Origin of the sequence: Microvirga lenta (genome assembly GCF_020532555.1) — a bacterium.
Lineage (GTDB): Bacteria > Pseudomonadota > Alphaproteobacteria > Rhizobiales > Beijerinckiaceae > Microvirga > Microvirga lenta.
Genome location: NZ_JAJBBR010000009.1, coordinates 139229 through 155966, shown reverse-complemented (window position 1 = coordinate 155966; position 16738 = coordinate 139229). Strand labels below are relative to the sequence as shown.

Genomic DNA, 16738 nt, shown 5'->3' with positions numbered 1-16738 from the left:
GGAAAGTCAATCGGGAAGCGCCTCAGCCCTGCAGCAGCGGCATGTCCTCGACCGCCACCAGCGGCAGTCCCTTCCGATGCAGGGCGTCGCGCAGGGGCGCCGTGATCCCCGCCCCGCCCGTGAAGACCGCCAGCGCCTCGCCCTCGTCGGCCTCGTGGCCGGGCACCGGGCCTCCGATGAGCTGCACCACGCGCCGGGCGATGGCGGGGGCCGGATCGATCCATGTCACGGGCCAGCGGGCCAGCTTCTCGAAGCGGGACAGAAGCAGCGGATAATGGGTGCATCCGAGCGCGATCACGTCGGTCCGCCCCGCCTCGTCCTCCACGAAGCAGGGCGCGAGCTCCTCCAGCAGCTCCTCGTCGGAGACGGGAGCGCCGGCAAGCTCGGCTTCGGCGAAGCCGGCCAGCCTGCGGGAGCCGACGAGCTTCACCCGGCAGCCGGCGGCATAGGTCTCGATCAGGTCGCGGGTGTAGTCCCGGGCCACGGTTCCGGGCGTCGCGAGGACGGTGACATGGCCGGACCGGGTCGCAAGCGCCGCCGGCTTGATGGCCGGAACCGTGCCGACGAAAGGCGTGGCGAAGCGCGCCCGCAGATGCGGCAGCACGAGGGTCGAGGCCGTGTTGCAGGCGATCACCACCAGCTCGGGATCGTAGAGCCCGATCAGCCGGTCCATCACGGCGAGAACGCGGGCCACCAGGGCCTGCTCGCTCAGGCGTCCATAGGGGAAGGCGGCATCGTCCGCCGCATAGACGAAGCGGGCATCGGGCCGCGCCTTCAGCACCTCGGCAAAGACCGTCAGGCCCCCGAGGCCGGAATCGAAGAGGAGGATGGTTGGCACCGGAGACGGCATGACGGCAGGGCTGTGGGTCGTTCCCGCAAGAAGATTGAAAAGCATCAGGGCAAGCCCCCGTCCCGCTTCTTTGATTTATGAGCGCCGGTTCATGAACTCGGAAAAGCTCTGCTTGGTTTCCGTCGGCACCAGATTGAGGCGCCGGCGCGGGCCCCGTTCCGGCTTCTCCTCCTGCCCCTCCACCTTCGGCATCTCGGCCGAGAGGCGGCGCACGGGCCATCCGTCGCTCCAGGAGCCCATGTCGACGAATTTCGGATCGCGCCGCAGGGCGGCGGCATCCTTGCCCGAGAAGGCCGCCTCGGCGGCCATGTCGAAGGTCTTCCAGAAGGCGAGGAAATCCAGCGTGTCGGTGCCGTTGTTGCCGAGCTGCTGGGTCAGGATCGTCTGCGGGCCGGTCAGCGCCATGTCGGCGCTCCAGCGCCAGGTGCTCTTCTGCTTGGGGTCGCGCGGCGGATCGGGGGGCAGCTTGATGGAAGCGGCGTCGTAGTCGGACTTGGGCGAGCCCGGCGAGGCCAGGGTCGCGGTAAGGGCCGGGTAGCCGTGGTCGTCGGAGCTCGCGCGCATGAACAGCTTGCGCGTCGCCGGAACGGCCGAGGCCGCCTGCAGGATCCGGCGGGAAGCCCGGTCGCTGGGCAGATAGTCCCGGTCGCCGCTCATGGTGACGATCAAGGTCGAGGCGTCGATGGCGGACAGGTCCTGGAGCATGATGCCCCTGTCCTTCTCGGTGGAGGCGATGCCGCCCGGCATCACGCCGAAGATGAGCTTCGGCTCGGGCAGCGCACCCGCCTTCGCCCCCGCCGCCACGTTGAGCGCGATGGGCACGCCGGCCGAATGCCCGATGAAGGCCACGCGGTTCGGATCCGGCTTCGCCTCCGGGTCGGAAGCGAGAGCCTCCAGGGCGCTCCCGATCAGGCTCGCCGCCAGCGCCGAGGCATCGGCGGGACGGGAGCGGTTCACCTCCTGGAAGCGCGGGAAGAGGACGAGGTGACCCTTGCGGGCGAGGTGATCGATCCAGCCGCCGTAGAGGGCCGGGTTCGCCGCTCCCCAGGAATGGAAGAAGACCACGACCGGCCGGGGCTCGGCGGGCGCACCCGCCCCATGGAACACGAAGGTGCCCGCGCTCGCTGTGCCCACCGCCCGCTTCGTTACCTGGGAAACGGCGTAATCCGCTCCGCCGGGCCCCTTCTCCGGCTGCTTCGGCGGGGTCGCCGCCTGCGCCCACGGAGCAGCGAGGCACGAACCCAGGAGGACGAGGGTGGTCAGCGGACGGCGCATGAACGATCTCGGGTCTAAAGGCCAAGCGCAGGATGCACTCGGCAACATTAAATCAGAAGATCTTTAAGGCTTTCTCAATCTGCGTCCTTCGGCAAGGGCACGAATCGCCCCACGGAGCGTGCGCACGTCCTGCTCGCTCATCTCGAGCCGGTGGAACATGTCCCGCATGTTCCGGGCCATGATCGGCTTCTTGTCCGCCGGGTAAAAGTTCACCGCCTCGAGCTCGGCTTCGAGATAGTCGAAGAAGGAGACCACCATCTCCCGCTTTGCAGGGGGAGAGAGTCTCTCGCCCGTGAAGGGCAGCGCGCCGCCGGTCCTGGCCCTCTGCCATTCGTAGGACATGAGAAGCACGGCCTGCGCCAGGTTGAGGGACGAGAATTTCGGATCGACCGGGAAGGTGACGATGGCATCCGCCAGAGAGATCTCGTCGTTCTCGAGCCCCGTCCGCTCGCGCCCGAACAGGATGCCGACCCCCTGCCCCGCCCCGATCCTCGCCCTGGTCTCGGCCATGGCGGCTTCCGGTGCGAAGACCCGCTTCATCTGCCCCCGCTCCCGGGCAGTGGTCGCGAAGACGTAGTTCAGGTCGGCGATGGCCTCACGGGCGGTGTCGTAGAGCTTGGCGCCTTCCAGCACGTGGACCGCGCCCGACGCCGCCGAATGGGCGCCCTTCTTCGGCCAGCCGTTGCGGGGCGACACGAGGCGCAACTCCGACAGGCCGAAATTCGCCATGGCGCGGGCGACCATGCCGATGTTTTCGGCCAGCTGGGGCTCGACGAGGATGATGATGGGGTTCATCATGGGCGGGTTTCGAGCATGACGCCGGTGGCGTCGCAAACCACTCCCTTAGCGCCAAGACGCTGCAGCCGCCAGCCTCCGCAGGCCGGGGACACCTCCCTGAATGCAAAAGGGCCTCCCGGGAGGCTTTCTCGCCAGGAGGCCCGCTCGTTCTCTTCTGGAACGCCGTTACCAGCAGCCCCAGCCGCAATGGTAGTAGTAGGGACGCGCCGTGGCCGCGCCGAGCACCGCGCCGCCGATCGCAGCCGCAGCCGCGCCGGCAGCCGCCTGGTTGGCGGCCGCGTTCGACTGGGCCACGTTGTTGCGGTAGCCGGCATTGACGCAGCGCTGATAGGTTTTCGTGCCGGGCTTCAGGCCCGTCTCCAGGCAGACGGATTCCGCGCTGGCCATGGATTGTTCGGCTGTCTGGCAGCCTGCGAGGGTGAGAGCGAGCGCGGCGGCTCCGATGGCGATTGCAAGACGCATGTGTGTCCCTGTCAGTTCGTTGTTGCCTCGCACCGGCGATCCCGCGCGACGTGCGCGCTTCCGGTGCCGGCCAAGCTTCAGGACAATTTTCAGCTCGTGACGGTGCGGAAGCACACAAGATGTGAGAAGACCTCCTTGAGAGATCCCCGGATAGATTAATATGTTATTATATTATATAAACGTCAGCGCCTAGAGGGGCCGGCGCATGCCGTCGCGATTCCCGGAAGTCCTGCACTCCTTCGCAGACCGGCTTCCCCATAGCCGGCATGGGAACAGGCCTGAATTCAAGTACGGCTCTCGGATTGAACTTATTTCCCGGCCCGACACCGCTTCCCCCGGAAGCCCAGCCGCGCTATAGGCCGCGTCAGACAGCCTGCCGTCCGGCAGGTCCGGTTCCCGCTCAACGTTCAAGGTGAGATCATGGCGAAGATCAAGGTTGCCAATCCGGTCGTCGAACTCGACGGCGACGAGATGACCCGCATTATTTGGCACTTCATCAAAGAGAAGCTGATCCACCCCTATCTCGACATCGACCTGAAGTACTACGACCTCTCCATCGAGAACCGCGACGCCACCAACGACCAGGTCACGGTCGATGCGGCCAACGCCATCAAGCAGTACGGCGTCGGCGTGAAGTGCGCCACCATCACGGCGGACGAGGCCCGCGTGAAGGAGTTCGGCCTCAAGGAGATGTGGAAGTCGCCCAACGGCACGATCCGCAACATCCTCGGCGGCGTGATCTTCCGCGAGCCGATCATCTGCAAGAACGTGCCGCGCCTCGTTCCGGGCTGGACCCAGCCGATCATCGTCGGCCGCCACGCCTTCGGCGACCAGTACCGCGCCACCGATTTCCAGGTGCCCGGCAAGGGCCGCCTGACCATCAAGTTCGAGGGCGAGGACGGCACGGTCATCGAGAAGGAAGTGTTCAAGTTCCCCGATGCCGGCGTCGCCATGGCGATGTACAACCTCGACGAGTCGATCCGCGACTTCGCCCGCGCGTCGCTCAACTACGGCCTTAACCGCAAGTACCCGGTCTACCTCTCCACGAAGAACACCATCCTCAAGACCTATGACGGTCGCTTCAAGAACATCTTCGAGGAAATCTACCAGAACGAGTTCAAGCAGAAGTTCGATGCCGCCGGCATCCACTACGAGCACCGCCTCATCGACGACATGGTGGCCTCGGCGCTCAAGTGGTCGGGCGGCTATGTCTGGGCCTGCAAGAACTACGACGGCGACGTGCAGTCCGACACGGTCGCGCAGGGCTTCGGCTCGCTCGGCCTCATGACCTCCGTGCTGATGACGCCGGACGGCCAGACCGTCGAGGCGGAAGCCGCCCACGGCACCGTGACCCGCCACTACCGCGAGCACCAGAAGGGCAAGGAGACCTCGACCAACTCCATCGCGTCGATCTTCGCCTGGACCCGCGGCCTCGCCCATCGCGCCAAGCTCGACGACAACGCCGAACTCGCCCGCTTCGCCACGACCCTCGAAAAGGTGTGCGTGGACACGGTCGAGTCCGGCTACATGACCAAGGACCTCGCGCTTCTGGTCGGCGCCGAGCAGAAGTGGCTCTCCACCACCGGCTTCCTCGACAAGATCGACGAGAACCTCAAGAAGGCGATGGCGGCCTAAGCCGTTTCCTCCCGTAGAAATCGAGAATGGCCGGGTTCGTCCCGGCCATTTTTTTGCTTTCGCCGCCGAAGCGCCGCCAGCCTTGCCGCAGGATCGGAGCGTGCCAGATATTGGCCTGTGAGCCCTCGCAAGGAAGGATTTTCCGGAATGACCGACGACAGAGCCTCAGGCGGCAGCACCCTCGATTATGCTGTCAGGGAATATCGGCGCCTGTTCGACGAGGCGCGGACCGGCGGGCAGCCCTGGGACGAGGACGCCACGCTCCGGGCGATTGCCTTCAAGACCGGCGTGACCGTAGAAGAACTCAGAGCGGCCGTCTCGCCTTCGACCTGAGAGGGAACGACTCGGACGGCGCACCCTAGGGAGGAGCGGATGTCGGAACAGGAAACGCGCCCGGTCATGACCGGCGGCTGCCAATGCGGCGCGGTGCGCTATGCGCTGATGTCCGAGCCGACCCATGCCAGCATCTGCCATTGCCGGATGTGCCAGAAGGCCTTCGGTAACTACTTCGCCCCCCTGACCGGCGTGCCGAACCGGGACATCGTCTGGACGAAGGGGACGCTCGGCACCTTCCGGAGTTCGGAAGCGGTCGAGCGGGGTTTCTGCCGCGACTGCGGAACGCCGCTGACCTTCCGTTACGTGGAGCAGGACCGCATCTGCGTATCGATCGGAAGCCTGGACGAGCCGGGTCGAGTGCAACCCGAGATCCAATACGGCATCGAGAGCCGCCTCCCCGCCTTCGACACCCTGCATCTGCTCGAAGGCGAGAGAACGGAGGATTCCGCAACGCCAGCCGACCTGGCGAAGATGAAATCCCGCCAGCATCCGGACCACGACTAGACTTCAGGCTCTCTACATCGAACGAACCTACGGGGTGGAGCGCCAGCGCAGTGACACACCGTCAGTACAACTCGCAATGCCGGGGCACCTGAATACACTATCCAAGTGCCCCAAGAGAAGGGTCGACGCTACGCCGCCTTAGACAATGAAGAAGTCCTTTTCCGTGACGTGCTTGGCCTTATTGGTCAGTGTCGCAAACTGAACAGCATCTATCTTGCCGGTTCCGTCCGCATCGTAATAGAGCGCACCCTTCTTGTCGTCGTAGATGATGCGATCGCTTCGGTCATGGGCTTTGACGCCCTTGTAGAATGCCGACTTGGACAGTGCGCCCGACTTGGCGATTTTATCGAAGATGTCCTGATCGAGCTGAATCGTATCCGATTTGGCGCTGTAGTCCATGATCTTATCGACGTTGCGCTTCTTGCTGAGATTATTATCGAAGATGAACACGTCCCGCCCGCTCTTGCCGGACAGGAGGTCGTTGCCGCCACCGCCATTGAGAACGTTATCTCCGGATCCACCTCTAAGAACATCCCGCTTTGCCGTACCAAACGTATCGACAAAAGCCTGGGCCTCCGGAGAGATGATGCTCTTGAAGTTGTGACCGTACATCTCAGCGCGTTGAGCGGACGTGAAGCTGCCCTTCGTCAGCACGAGAGTGGAATGATCACCTAGGGACCAAACGGTTTGGGCGACTTTGACGTCATCAACCTTTACAACGCACGCTCCAGCGATATCGACAGCCCGAACGGTGATGTGCTCGACGCCGTGAAGAGCCACCTCCTGCAGGTCAATGTCGCTGCCACTCACGTGAAAACCGTCCTGTATGCCATCCGAATTGTCAGTGCTTCCCTTGAGGTCGACGACCTTAAGGCTGGCAAGTTCTTCCACGTCGATCATGAACCTATTACGTCCCTCGGTCCCTATGATCTGCTCGATATTCCGGACTTGTCCCAGATCGACTTCGCCGTTTGCCTGGATGTACAGGGTGTCGTGTCCACCACGTCCATCAATGGAGTCCAAGTTGGAGCTTCCAGGCGCTTCTCGGCCTTGGTAGTAGAACGTGTCATTGCCATCGGTGCCGACGATGGTTTCGTCACCACTGCTGTAATAGGTGACAGGCGCGCCCGATGATACTGATAGACCCGCCTTGCCGCCAACCTCGACTCCATCCTTAGTGCGCAGGGAGACAAGGATGTCGCGCTGAGCGCTGTAAGTCTGATCGGTGGCAGTGTTGGTGTAATTCAGCGCACCGATAATGTGGCCAACATAGCCGAGCGGCAGGGTTTCGATGACTTTAACGACCAGATTGTCCGAACTCGAACCTTCAGCGACAGTACCGACTACGAAATCATACCCCCTCCCGACATAACGAACCTCGCTGCCGGCATTCAGGCCATTGGAGAAGCGGATCGTCGACGAAGTTCCGACGGACAGGGTATCGAACTCGCTTGCACCATCGATTTTAATGCTTAGTTCGTCGAGGCGGAGCGCCGGGCCGTTCATTCCCATCTGGGTAATATGCCCATTAACGTACTCGGTGACCGTATACTGGTTTGAGAAATAAGCCTTATAGCCGGCATCGAGCTTGACGGATTGGCCGACGCCGGCATGGAGCCGGTCACCGTCAAAATTTCCGATGTGAAGATGAGTGGCTGGATCGTAGTTCTGCATAACTGCCCCATAAGAATATAGTGCTTTTCACACGGAATTTCCTATAGGTTGTAACGTTACACATGTGCAGGTGACGCAGTGTCGCAACTTCCCCCGATCCAATCTCTGGTGTTTTGCACAAGAGAGAAGATCGTCATAAATACTATTAAAGCTTCACATTTCAGCACATCATCGTGACGAGAGCCTAGATTTTCCAGGCTCATCCGCACTCCAGTTTCAGCTCCGCTTGGTAAGCCCTTCCCGAACAAGTCCCGCTCCTACTCCACCTTCAGCGGCTTGCGGGCGATCACGAGGCTTCCGGCCTCTCCCGGCGCTGTCATGACGTAGCGCACCTCGTAGGAGCCGGGCTCCTCGGGCACCGGCAGCGTGACGGAGGATTCGTCCGGGGACACGGTGCGGAAGTCCGTATAGGCATCGGGCGCGGCGCCCGTGGGCACGATGGTGATGTAGTCGCCGTCGCCCTTCGGGCCGGTGAAGGCGACTGCCACCTCGCTGCCCGCCGCCACGCTCTCCGGCGCGGAAACGGACCCGACGGCAGGCTCCACCTCGACGGGCGTCGAGGCGAGAACCTTGTAGGTGCCGTTGGCCTCCATCACGAAGCGCATCTCGTAGGCGCCGGGCTCGCTCGGCAGACGCACCATTACCTGTTCTCCCTCCGGACGCTCGTAGGCTCCGGCGATCCATGTGCCCTCTTCGGCGCCCTTCTTCACCACGCCGATGAAGGTGTCGCCGCCTCCCGCCCCTGTGAAGCGGACCGGAATTCTCGTGCCCGCCATGCCGCGGGCAGGCGCCGTCACCGTGGCGCTGGCGGGCGTCACCTCCACCGGCTTCGTGGCCAGGATTCGCGGGTCGAGGCCGGAGATGTAGCGGGCCTCGTACAGGCCGGGCTCGGCAGGAAGGCGTAGACGCGCCGGGGAGCCGTTGCTGGCATAGACCCAGGCTCCGGTCTCGTAGGTGTCCACGGCGGCGCCCGCCTTCACCAGGCCGACCCAATCCTCGTTCGCGTTCGGGCCCTCGAAATTGATCGCGATTTCGGAACCCGCCACACCATTGGCAGGAGCGTCGATGGTGGCCGTAACCGGCGTGGCGGTCACCTTCGCCCGGGCGAGGACCGCGCCGCTGGCATCGGAGACGTAGCGCAGCTCGTATTCGCCCGGCTCCCCGGGCACCCGCACCTTCAGGGGATTACCGTCCTTCGTGTAGCTGTAATGGCGCGTCTCCAGGGTCGCGCCGTCCGGGCGCGCGAAGACGATGTAGTCGCCCTTGCCGTCCGGGCCGGTCCAGCTCACCTCGATCTCGCCCGTGGCCGGAGCGCTGGACTTTGCCGGCTTGAGGCTTGCCTTCGGCAATTCGCCGGAGAGCGCGACGACGATCTTCGCCGGTGCCGCCTTGGTGACCTCGACCTCGGTCTGCCCCGTCTTCGCAGCCGTCGCGGCCGAGACGCGGTAGCGGCCCGGCGCCAGGTTCACGGAGCCCGATACGCCATCCGCCACGGCGCCGGCATCGCCGCCGCGCAGGACGGTGAACTTCGCCTCCGCGACGGGGCGTCCGCCGTCGGTGGCTTCGAGGGGAATCGCGCGGGTGGCGACGGCGGGCTTTGCCTTGGCCTGCGCCGTCGTCTTCAGGGCCTGACCGAGCTCGCCCGCGTTGGACGCCGCCAGGAAGGCGCCGCCCGTCCGCTCCGCGATGCAGGAGAGCTTCGGGCGCTCCACGGCCGAGACGTCGAAGCCGATCACGTGGGCAACGAAGCCCGCATTCCTGCGCTTCAGCTCCTCGGCCAGGGCGCAAGGATCGCCGCTGCAGGTCTCGATGCCGTCCGTGAGAATGATGACGCTGCCAGACTTGCCGGGTTCGAGCAGCCCGGCCGCCTCCTTCAGCGATGCGGTGATCGGCGTCTTGCCGCGGGGCGTGAGGCGGCCCGCGACCGCCTGCACCCGATCCCTGTCGACGGCCCCGACCGGCAGGATGCGTTCGATGTCGCCGCAATCCCCCGCACGGCGGTGACCATAGGCGACGATGCCGAGGCGCGCGCCTTTCGGCAGGCCGTCCAGCAGCGACGAGACCGCATCGCGCGCGATCTCCATCTTCGGCTTCCCGTCGATACGGCCCCACATGCTGTTCGAGGCATCGATGACGAGCACGGTGGGCGGTACGTTACGGTCCTGACCCATACTTGGCGTGCCGGCCAAGATGCTGCCGAGAAGAGCGAGGGGCGCGGCGAAGTACAGTCTCATTGTAACGTATCCCGAATGTCGTCCGAGCCTTCGGGGATGTTGTAGCTTCCGTCAAGTCAACCTCCGTCGAATATCACAGGTCTTGCGACGGAGATTTCTGCGAAACCGGCCTGACAGGGTGTCGATCTTCCTTTGACGTGCATTGGCTCGATCCTTAACCCCTTTTGGCCTGTCGCCACCCGCCTCCACCGGGCTTACCCTTCGGGCCCGATCAGCAGGAGGTGGATATGCGTGCTCTCTTGATCGTCGCGATTGCCGCCGTCGGTCTCCCGTCCCTGGAAGCGTCGGCGCAGGAACGGGGAAGGCAGCGCTCTCCCGAGAGGGAAGCACAGAGACAGATCTGCCGGCAGGAAGCGCGGCTTGCCTACAGGGTGAGGGATAACGGCGTGACACGCAGCGCCGCGGTTCAGGACAGCGTCAAGGCGGCCCGGAAGGACTATGTCCGCAACTGCATGCGGCAGTCGAAGGCGGCGCTCCGGTAACCGGCTTACGTCAGCAGCTGATCCGCGCCGCTGCGGCTGCGGAACGCGACGCCGGCAACGTTGCCCTTCTGCCACCGCAGATCGCACGGGATGGTGCGGAAATCGCTTCCGAGAATGACGAGGTCGAAGGTTTCGGGCAGGTGCTGCGACTTGGTCAGGGTGAGCTTCGCCCCGGCCTGGGACAGGTCCGTGACCATGCAATGGACCACGGTCCCGCGCTTGAGAAAGATCCGCCCTTCCTGCCGCGTCTGAGTGCGCTTGTTCTTGCGGAGGTCGACCCTCCCGCCATCACTGCTCATTCGATCAACGCCATCTCGTCGGGCAACAGGTCCAGAAGCGGCGGGATGCTACCACAGGGCACGGCACCGTCAATTTCGCGAAGGTCGCGTCAGACAGCCCTGTCGCCGCCGCGCGACTGGCTCACCTCGTCGATATGCGAGGCCATGGCAGGATTGGAATCGATCAGCCGGTGCAGATCCTCCGCATCGAGCACGAGAAGCTTGCAGGGCGTGGCCGCCCTCACGGTCACGCCGCGGCGGCGGCGGCGCAGGACCGAGGCCTCGCCGAAGAAGTCTCCGGGCCCCAGCCTGACGGTCTCGCCCGGCAGCAGCACCTCCACTTCGCCGGATGCGATCAGGTACATGGAATGGGCCTCGTCGCCCCTGCGGACGACGATCTCGCCGGCCTCGCAGGATTGGGAGCGCAGGGAGTGCATCACCGAGGCGATCTCGCCCGCGTCGAGATCCGAGAAGATCGGAACGCGCGCCACCATGCTCCAGGTGATGACGAAGTCGCGCCGGTGGATCTCGCGCGAGAAGGCGCTGGCGATGATGCCCACCGGCAGGGCGAGCATGACGAGGCCCGCGACCGCCGTGATGCTGGCGATCACCCGCCCGAGCGGCGTCGCGGGAATGACGTCTCCGTAGCCCACGGTGGTGAGCGTGATGATCGCCCAATACATGGCGTCGGGAATCGTGCCGAACTTGTCCGGCTGCACGTCGCGCTCGACGAGATTCATGGCGGAGGCGGCGAGCAGCACCGTGCCGACGAGGATTACGCCGGAAGCCACGAGGGCGCGGCGCTCCGAATAGATCGCGTCGATGAGGCTCGTGAGGCCGAGCGAGTAGCGGGCCAGCTTGAAGAAGCGGAAAAGACGCAGGAGCAGGAAGGCGCGCAAGCCCCCGATGTCCCAGAAGATCAGGTAGAACGGCACGATGGCCAGGAAATCCACGATGGATTGCGGGTGCACCAGCCAGCGCAGGCGCGCCCGCCAGGGCGGAAGATGGCGCCAGGGCGTGTGCTCCGGCGCGCACCAGAGACGGGCCGCGCATTCCACCGTGAAGATGACGCCGCTGACGATCTCGATGACCATGAAGAGCGGACGATAGGCATCGCGCAGGGACGGCACGCTTTCCAGCACCACCGCCGTGACATTCACCACGATCAGCAGCATCAGGAAGAAGTGGAGAGCGCGAACGAAGGGATCGTTCACGCTGCTCCGTTCCAGGATCTCGTAAAGCCTGCGCCGCGCCGGAAGCGGATGCTTTCTCGGCACGGCGGCCGTCCTCAGGCGGCGTTCGTGAGCGCCGCCTCGATAGCGGCCAGCGCGGCTTCGGCCTGGGCCCCGTCGGGGCCGCCGGCCTGGGCCATGTCGCGGCGTCCGCCGCCGCCCTTGCCGCCGAGCTTTTCGGAGCCGACGCGAACCAGCGCGACCGCGTCGAGCTTGCTCGTCAGGTCCTCGGTCACGCCGACCACGATGCCGGCCTTGCCGTCATCGGCCACGCCGACGATGGCGACCACGCCGGAGCCGAGGCGCCGCTTGCCTTCGTCGGCCAGGCTCTTGAGGTCCTTCATCTCGACGCCCGACACCGCACGCGCCATCAGCTTGACGCCGCCGACCTCGCGGATCGGATCCTCGCCGCCGGTGCCGCCGCCCATGGCGAGCTTGCGCCGGGCCTCGGAGAGATCGCGTTCGAGCTTGCGCCGCTCCTCGAGCAGCGCCGCGAGACGGTCCGCCGCCTCGTCGACGGGGGTCTTCAGCAGGCCGGCCATCTGGCGCAGGCGACGGCTTTCCTCGGTCAGGTAGCGCCGGGCCGCGTCGCCCGTCATGGCCTCGATGCGGCGCACGCCCGCCGCCACCGCGCCTTCGTTGACGATGGCGATGAGACCGATATCGCCGGTGCGGTTCACATGGGTGCCGCCGCAGAGCTCCACCGAGAAGGCCCGGTTGCCGTCGCCCTTGCCCATGGAGACGACGCGAACCTCGTCGCCGTACTTCTCGCCGAAGAGCGCGCGGGCGCCGGACTCGATGGCCTCGTCGACGGCCATGAGCTTGGTGACCACCGGCTCGTTCTGGAGCAGCACGTCGTTGGCCCGGTCCTCGACGGTCTGGAGCTCGTCGTCCTCGATGGGCTTGGGATGGCTGAAGTCGAAGCGCAGGCGGTCGGGCGCCACGAGCGAACCCTTCTGGGCGATGTGATCGCCCAGCACCTGGCGCAGGGCCTCGTGCAGGAGATGGGTGGCCGAGTGGTTGGCGCGCACCGCGGCGCGGCGCGTGTGATCCACTTCGAGCTCGAGCGCCTGATTGAGCTTCAGGGTGCCGTGCTCGACGGTGACGTGATGCACGAAGAGGTCGCCGAGCTTCTTCTCGGTGCCGGTGACGCGAACCCGCGCGCCCTCGCCCTGCATGGTGCCCGTATCGCCCACCTGGCCGCCGGACTCGCCGTAGAACGGGGTCTGGTTGAGGACCGCGAGGCCGGTCTCGCCGGCCTTCAGCTCCTGGACCTCCTGCCCGTCCTTCAGCAGCGCCAGCACGACGCCCTCGGCGGTCTCGGTGTCGTAGCCGAGGAACTCGGTCGCGCCGGTGCGTTCCTTGATGCCGAACCAGACGGTCTCGGTCGCCGCCTCGCCGGAGCCCGACCAGGCCGCGCGGGCCTTCTCGCGCTGGCGCTCCATGGCGGCCTTGAACGCATCCGTATCGACGCCGATGCCGCGGGGCTTGAGAGCGTCCTGGGTCAGGTCGAGCGGGAAGCCGTAGGTGTCGTAGAGGGTGAAGGCCGTCTCGCCGGACAGGTTCTGGCCCTTGGCGAGGTCGCGGGTCTCCTCGTCGAGAATCGACAGGCCGCGCTCCAGGGTCTTGCGGAAGCGGGTCTCCTCCAGGCGCAGGGTCTCGGTGATCAGCGCCTCGGCGCGGATCAGCTCAGGATAGGCCTGCCCCATCTCGCGCACCAGGGCGGGCACGAGGCGGTACATGAGCGGGTCGCGGGCGCCGAGGAGCTGCGCATGGCGCATGGCGCGGCGCATGATGCGGCGAAGCACGTAGCCGCGGCCCTCGTTCGACGGCAGCACGCCGTCCGCCACCAGGAAGGACGAGGCGCGAAGGTGGTCCGCGATCACCCGGTGCGAAGCCTTGCGGTCGCCTTCCGGCGCCACGCCGGTGGCATGGGCCACCGCCTCGATGAGGGTGCGGAACAGGTCCGTGTCGTAGTTCGAGTGCACGCCCTGCAGGATCGCGGACATGCGCTCCAGGCCCATGCCGGTGTCGATGGAGGGCTTGGGCAGGGCGATGCGGTTGCCGGGCTCGATCTGCTCGTACTGCATGAAGACGAGGTTCCAGAATTCCAGGAACCGGTCGCCGTCCTCGTCCGGGCTGCCGGGAGGCCCGCCCCACAGGGCCTCGCCCTGGTCGATGAAGATTTCGGAGCACGGGCCGCAGGGGCCGGTATCGCCCATCTGCCAGAAATTGTCCGAGGTCGGGATGCGGATGATTTTGGAATCCGTGAATCCGGCGATCTTCTTCCACAGATCCGCCGCCTCGTCGTCGTCGTGGTAGACGGTGACCAGGAGCCGGTCCTTCGTGAGGCCGTATTCCTTCGTGATCAGGTTCCAGGCCAGCTCGATGGCGGTTTCCTTGAAGTAGTCGCCGAACGAGAAGTTGCCCATCATCTCGAAGAAGGTGTGGTGCCGGGCGGTGTAGCCGACATTGTCGAGGTCGTTGTGCTTGCCGCCGGCGCGCACGCATTTCTGCGCCGTGGTCGCCCGGGTGTAGGGCCGCTTCTCGGCGCCGGTGAACACGTTCTTGAACTGCACCATGCCCGCATTGGTGAACATCAGGGTCGGATCGTTGCGCGGCACGAGGGGGCTCGACGCCACGGCCTCGTGGCCGTTCTTGGCGAAGTAATCGAGGAAGGTCGACCGGATTTCGTTGACGCCGCTCATGGGTTCTGGTGCTCGGAGTTTGGGCCATTGAGGCCCGAAAAGGTGTTCATTCGTGGGCGGTTTTAGACGCCCGCGCCTCGGCTGTCGAGGCGGCGTTTCGCGCGGCAGGACGAACGTCGCCCTCCGACTGCCCGAGGGCCATCCCGGGGTGGCTTGAAGAGCCCGGCCCGGAATGACGGAGGTGGATGCGAAAAGACCGCCGCGATCTCTCGCGGCGGCCCGTTCTTTGCCCTTGAAGGAGAGCAAACCTCTTCTTTACGCGGCGCCCTCGTCGAGGTCTTCCGCCGTCGGGGTCGCCTGCTCCAGGATGCGGTCGGCCAGCAGGCCGGCATTCTGGCGGATCAGGGCTTCGATCTTGTTGGCGATCTCGGGGTTGTCGCGCAGGAACTGCTTCGAGTTCTCGCGGCCCTGGCCGAGGCGCTGGCTGTCGTAGGAGAACCACGCACCCGACTTCTCGACGATGCCGGCCTTGACGCCGAGATCGATGAGCTCGCCCACCTTCGAGACGCCCTCGCCGAACATGATGTCGAACTCGACCTGCTTGAAGGGCGGAGCGACCTTGTTCTTGACGACCTTGACGCGCACCGAGTTGCCGATCGGATCGTCACGATCCTTCAGGGTCGAGACGCGGCGGATGTCGAGGCGGACCGAGGCGTAGAACTTGAGCGCGTTGCCGCCCGTCGTCGTCTCCGGCGAACCGTACATGACACCGATCTTCATGCGGATCTGGTTGATGAAGATCACCATCGTGTTCGACCGGGAGATCGAACCGGTGAGCTTGCGCAGCGCCTGGCTCATGAGGCGGGCCTGGAGGCCCGGCTGGACCTCGCCCATCTCGCCGTCGAGCTCGGCCTTCGGGGTGAGCGCCGCCACCGAGTCGATGACCAGCACGTCGACCGCGCCGGAGCGGACCAGCGTATCGGCGATCTCGAGGGCCTGCTCGCCCGTGTCGGGCTGGGAGATCAGGAGGTCGTCCAGGCTGACGCCGAGCTTGCGGGCATAGACCGGATCGAGGGCGTGCTCCGCGTCCACGAAGGCGCAGACGCCGCCCTTCTTCTGGGCTTCGGCGATGGTGTGCAGCGCCAGCGTCGTCTTACCCGACGATTCCGGCCCGTAGATCTCGATGATACGGCCGCGCGGCAGACCGCCGACGCCGAGCGCGATGTCGAGACCGAGCGAACCCGTCGAGACGGTTTCGATTTCCACGGGCTGCTGGCCCTTGCCGAGCCGCATGATCGAGCCCTTGCCGAAGGCACGCTCGATCTGAGAGAGCGCCGCGTCGAGAGCTTTCGACTTGTCTTTATCCATTGATGAGCTTTCCACCAGTCTCAGAGAGGACTGCGACATGACCAGATGTCCTTATGGCACGGAGGAGGAGTGAATCTCAACGCGGTGTTGAGGAGATATATGTACGTGTTTTGTTCTCTTCCGCAAGTTCTTTTTTTGTTCTCCACAGGAGCTGGATGTGGATAAGTCCGGCATCGGAAGTCCGGCATGGAAAGGGCCAGCTCGGAGCCGCCTCACTTCCGGTCGAGAGAAACCTTGAGCTTATAGAGAACGTCGTCGGCAGAGCTGTCGATCTGGATAAGAAGCTGCGGACTTTGCTCTTCCCTCGTGCGGTAGAGGCAGCCCAGGAAGACCACATCCTTGTCGCCGAAGCTCCAGAGCTGCATCGAGACCGGATGTCCCTCAACCTGGGCGTTCGGCAGGGTCCGCAGGTGGCGCATCTGCTTGCCCTGCAATGCCCGGCCCATAGCATCGACGAGCTGCTGAACGTCTTTCTGCGCCTCCCGACGGTCGGACGGAGAGGAGCTTAAAGCGTACACGACTGCATCGACATCGCCCCTTATGACGCCCTCCGAGATCCTCCGGCACGTCTCGGCGTTGACCGGACTCGCGGCTTGAGGAGCATCGCCGCTCCATCCCAAGGCCATGAGAACGATACCGGCAGGCATGAGGGTTCGCAGAGTCTTCAATCCCATAAGCGTGGGGAGCGGAATCCTCATAGCCTCATCTCCGTGAAAACCAGAAACTGTAACCTGCGTTTCAAACGACTGCTTTACGCCCGGCTCTCCTTGAGGATGCGCTTGAATTCCTGCTCTATCTCGTCCGCGGTGCCGCGAACCTGCAGGTTGATGCGCACGTTCTCTTTTTCCCCGCGGAGCATGCAGCCGACGAGGAACACGTTCCGACAGCTGGAACCTGGAACTCTCACGACGCCCTCTCTCGATTGCAACAACATAACATTGTTATGTGGCGGGCGCAGAACT

The 16738-nt window shown here is 64.9% G+C and carries 16 protein-coding genes; 4 read left to right on the top strand and 12 right to left on the bottom strand.

The window, feature by feature from the left end; translation table 11 throughout:
- Positions 1-22 precede the first annotated feature (22 nt).
- The 4 genes from murI to LGR44_RS15445 all read right to left on the bottom strand — a co-directional run bounded on the left by murI (position 23) and on the right by LGR44_RS15445 (position 3385).
- Complete coding sequence (gene murI / locus LGR44_RS15460; RefSeq protein WP_226741607.1) at positions 23-895, bottom strand: glutamate racemase; 873 nt, start codon at positions 893-895, stop codon at positions 23-25.
- A gap of 30 nt (positions 896-925) precedes the next feature.
- Positions 926-2125 carry an alpha/beta hydrolase family protein gene (locus LGR44_RS15455; protein ID WP_226741606.1) on the bottom strand — a complete coding sequence of 400 codons (1200 nt, stop codon included), beginning with the start codon at positions 2123-2125 and terminating at the stop codon, positions 926-928.
- A 63-nt stretch (positions 2126-2188) separates the two neighbouring features.
- Positions 2189-2923, bottom strand: a complete 735-nt coding sequence (locus LGR44_RS15450) for an RNA methyltransferase (protein ID WP_226741605.1) — start codon at positions 2921-2923, stop codon at positions 2189-2191.
- 165 nt (positions 2924-3088) lie between these two features.
- On the bottom strand, positions 3089-3385 hold the full coding sequence (locus LGR44_RS15445; protein WP_226741604.1) for a hypothetical protein: 297 nt from the start codon (positions 3383-3385) through the stop codon (positions 3089-3091).
- Positions 3386-3805: 420 nt separating this feature from the next.
- Between LGR44_RS15445 and LGR44_RS15440 the strand changes: the two genes are divergently transcribed.
- The 3 genes from LGR44_RS15440 (at position 3806) to LGR44_RS15430 (ending at position 5860) form a co-directional block, all read left to right on the top strand.
- On the top strand, positions 3806-5020 hold the full coding sequence (locus LGR44_RS15440; protein ID WP_226741603.1) for an NADP-dependent isocitrate dehydrogenase: 1215 nt from the start codon (positions 3806-3808) through the stop codon (positions 5018-5020).
- Between the two features lie 147 nt (positions 5021-5167).
- Positions 5168-5353: a hypothetical protein gene (locus LGR44_RS15435; RefSeq protein WP_226741602.1), complete on the top strand. Its 186-nt coding sequence runs from the start codon at positions 5168-5170 to the stop codon at positions 5351-5353.
- Between the two features lie 39 nt (positions 5354-5392).
- Positions 5393-5860 carry a GFA family protein gene (locus LGR44_RS15430; RefSeq protein ID WP_226741601.1) on the top strand — a complete coding sequence of 156 codons (468 nt, stop codon included), beginning with the start codon at positions 5393-5395 and terminating at the stop codon, positions 5858-5860.
- 138 nt (positions 5861-5998) lie between these two features.
- Here the strand turns inward: LGR44_RS15430 and LGR44_RS15425 are convergent, their stop codons facing one another.
- Together LGR44_RS15425 and LGR44_RS15420 are read right to left on the bottom strand one after the other, a co-directional pair.
- Positions 5999-7534 (bottom strand): calcium-binding protein, encoded by a 1536-nt coding sequence (locus tag LGR44_RS15425; protein WP_226741600.1) that lies wholly within the window; start codon positions 7532-7534, stop codon positions 5999-6001.
- Between the two features lie 257 nt (positions 7535-7791).
- Positions 7792-9768, bottom strand: a complete 1977-nt coding sequence (locus LGR44_RS15420; protein ID WP_226741599.1) for a vWA domain-containing protein — start codon at positions 9766-9768, stop codon at positions 7792-7794.
- Between the two features lie 227 nt (positions 9769-9995).
- Here LGR44_RS15420 and LGR44_RS15415 point away from each other — a divergent pair, with 227 nt between their 5' ends.
- Entirely contained in the window at positions 9996-10250 is a 255-nt protein-coding gene (locus tag LGR44_RS15415) for a hypothetical protein (RefSeq protein WP_226741598.1), read from the top strand.
- Between the two features lie 5 nt (positions 10251-10255).
- On the opposite strand, the gene LGR44_RS15410 is transcribed toward LGR44_RS15415, so the two are convergent.
- The 6 genes from LGR44_RS15410 to LGR44_RS21845 all read right to left on the bottom strand — a co-directional run bounded on the left by LGR44_RS15410 (position 10256) and on the right by LGR44_RS21845 (position 16653).
- Positions 10256-10549, bottom strand: a complete 294-nt coding sequence (locus tag LGR44_RS15410) for a PilZ domain-containing protein (protein ID WP_226741597.1) — start codon at positions 10547-10549, stop codon at positions 10256-10258.
- Between the two features lie 89 nt (positions 10550-10638).
- The gene (locus LGR44_RS15405; protein ID WP_226741596.1) at positions 10639-11805 is read right to left on the bottom strand and encodes a cyclic nucleotide-gated ion channel; all 1167 of its coding nucleotides are present in this window, start codon (positions 11803-11805) and stop codon (positions 10639-10641) included.
- A gap of 11 nt (positions 11806-11816) precedes the next feature.
- Complete coding sequence (alaS, locus tag LGR44_RS15400; RefSeq protein ID WP_226741595.1) at positions 11817-14468, bottom strand: alanine--tRNA ligase; 2652 nt, start codon at positions 14466-14468, stop codon at positions 11817-11819.
- A 255-nt stretch (positions 14469-14723) separates the two neighbouring features.
- Positions 14724-15815: a recombinase RecA gene (gene recA / locus LGR44_RS15395; protein ID WP_226741594.1), complete on the bottom strand. Its 1092-nt coding sequence runs from the start codon at positions 15813-15815 to the stop codon at positions 14724-14726.
- 173 nt (positions 15816-15988) lie between these two features.
- Entirely contained in the window at positions 15989-16294 is a 306-nt protein-coding gene (locus LGR44_RS15390; RefSeq protein WP_226741593.1) for a hypothetical protein, read from the bottom strand.
- A 233-nt stretch (positions 16295-16527) separates the two neighbouring features.
- Positions 16528-16653: a hypothetical protein gene (locus LGR44_RS21845; RefSeq protein ID WP_264196551.1), complete on the bottom strand. Its 126-nt coding sequence runs from the start codon at positions 16651-16653 to the stop codon at positions 16528-16530.
- Positions 16654-16738: the final 85 nt, after the last annotated feature.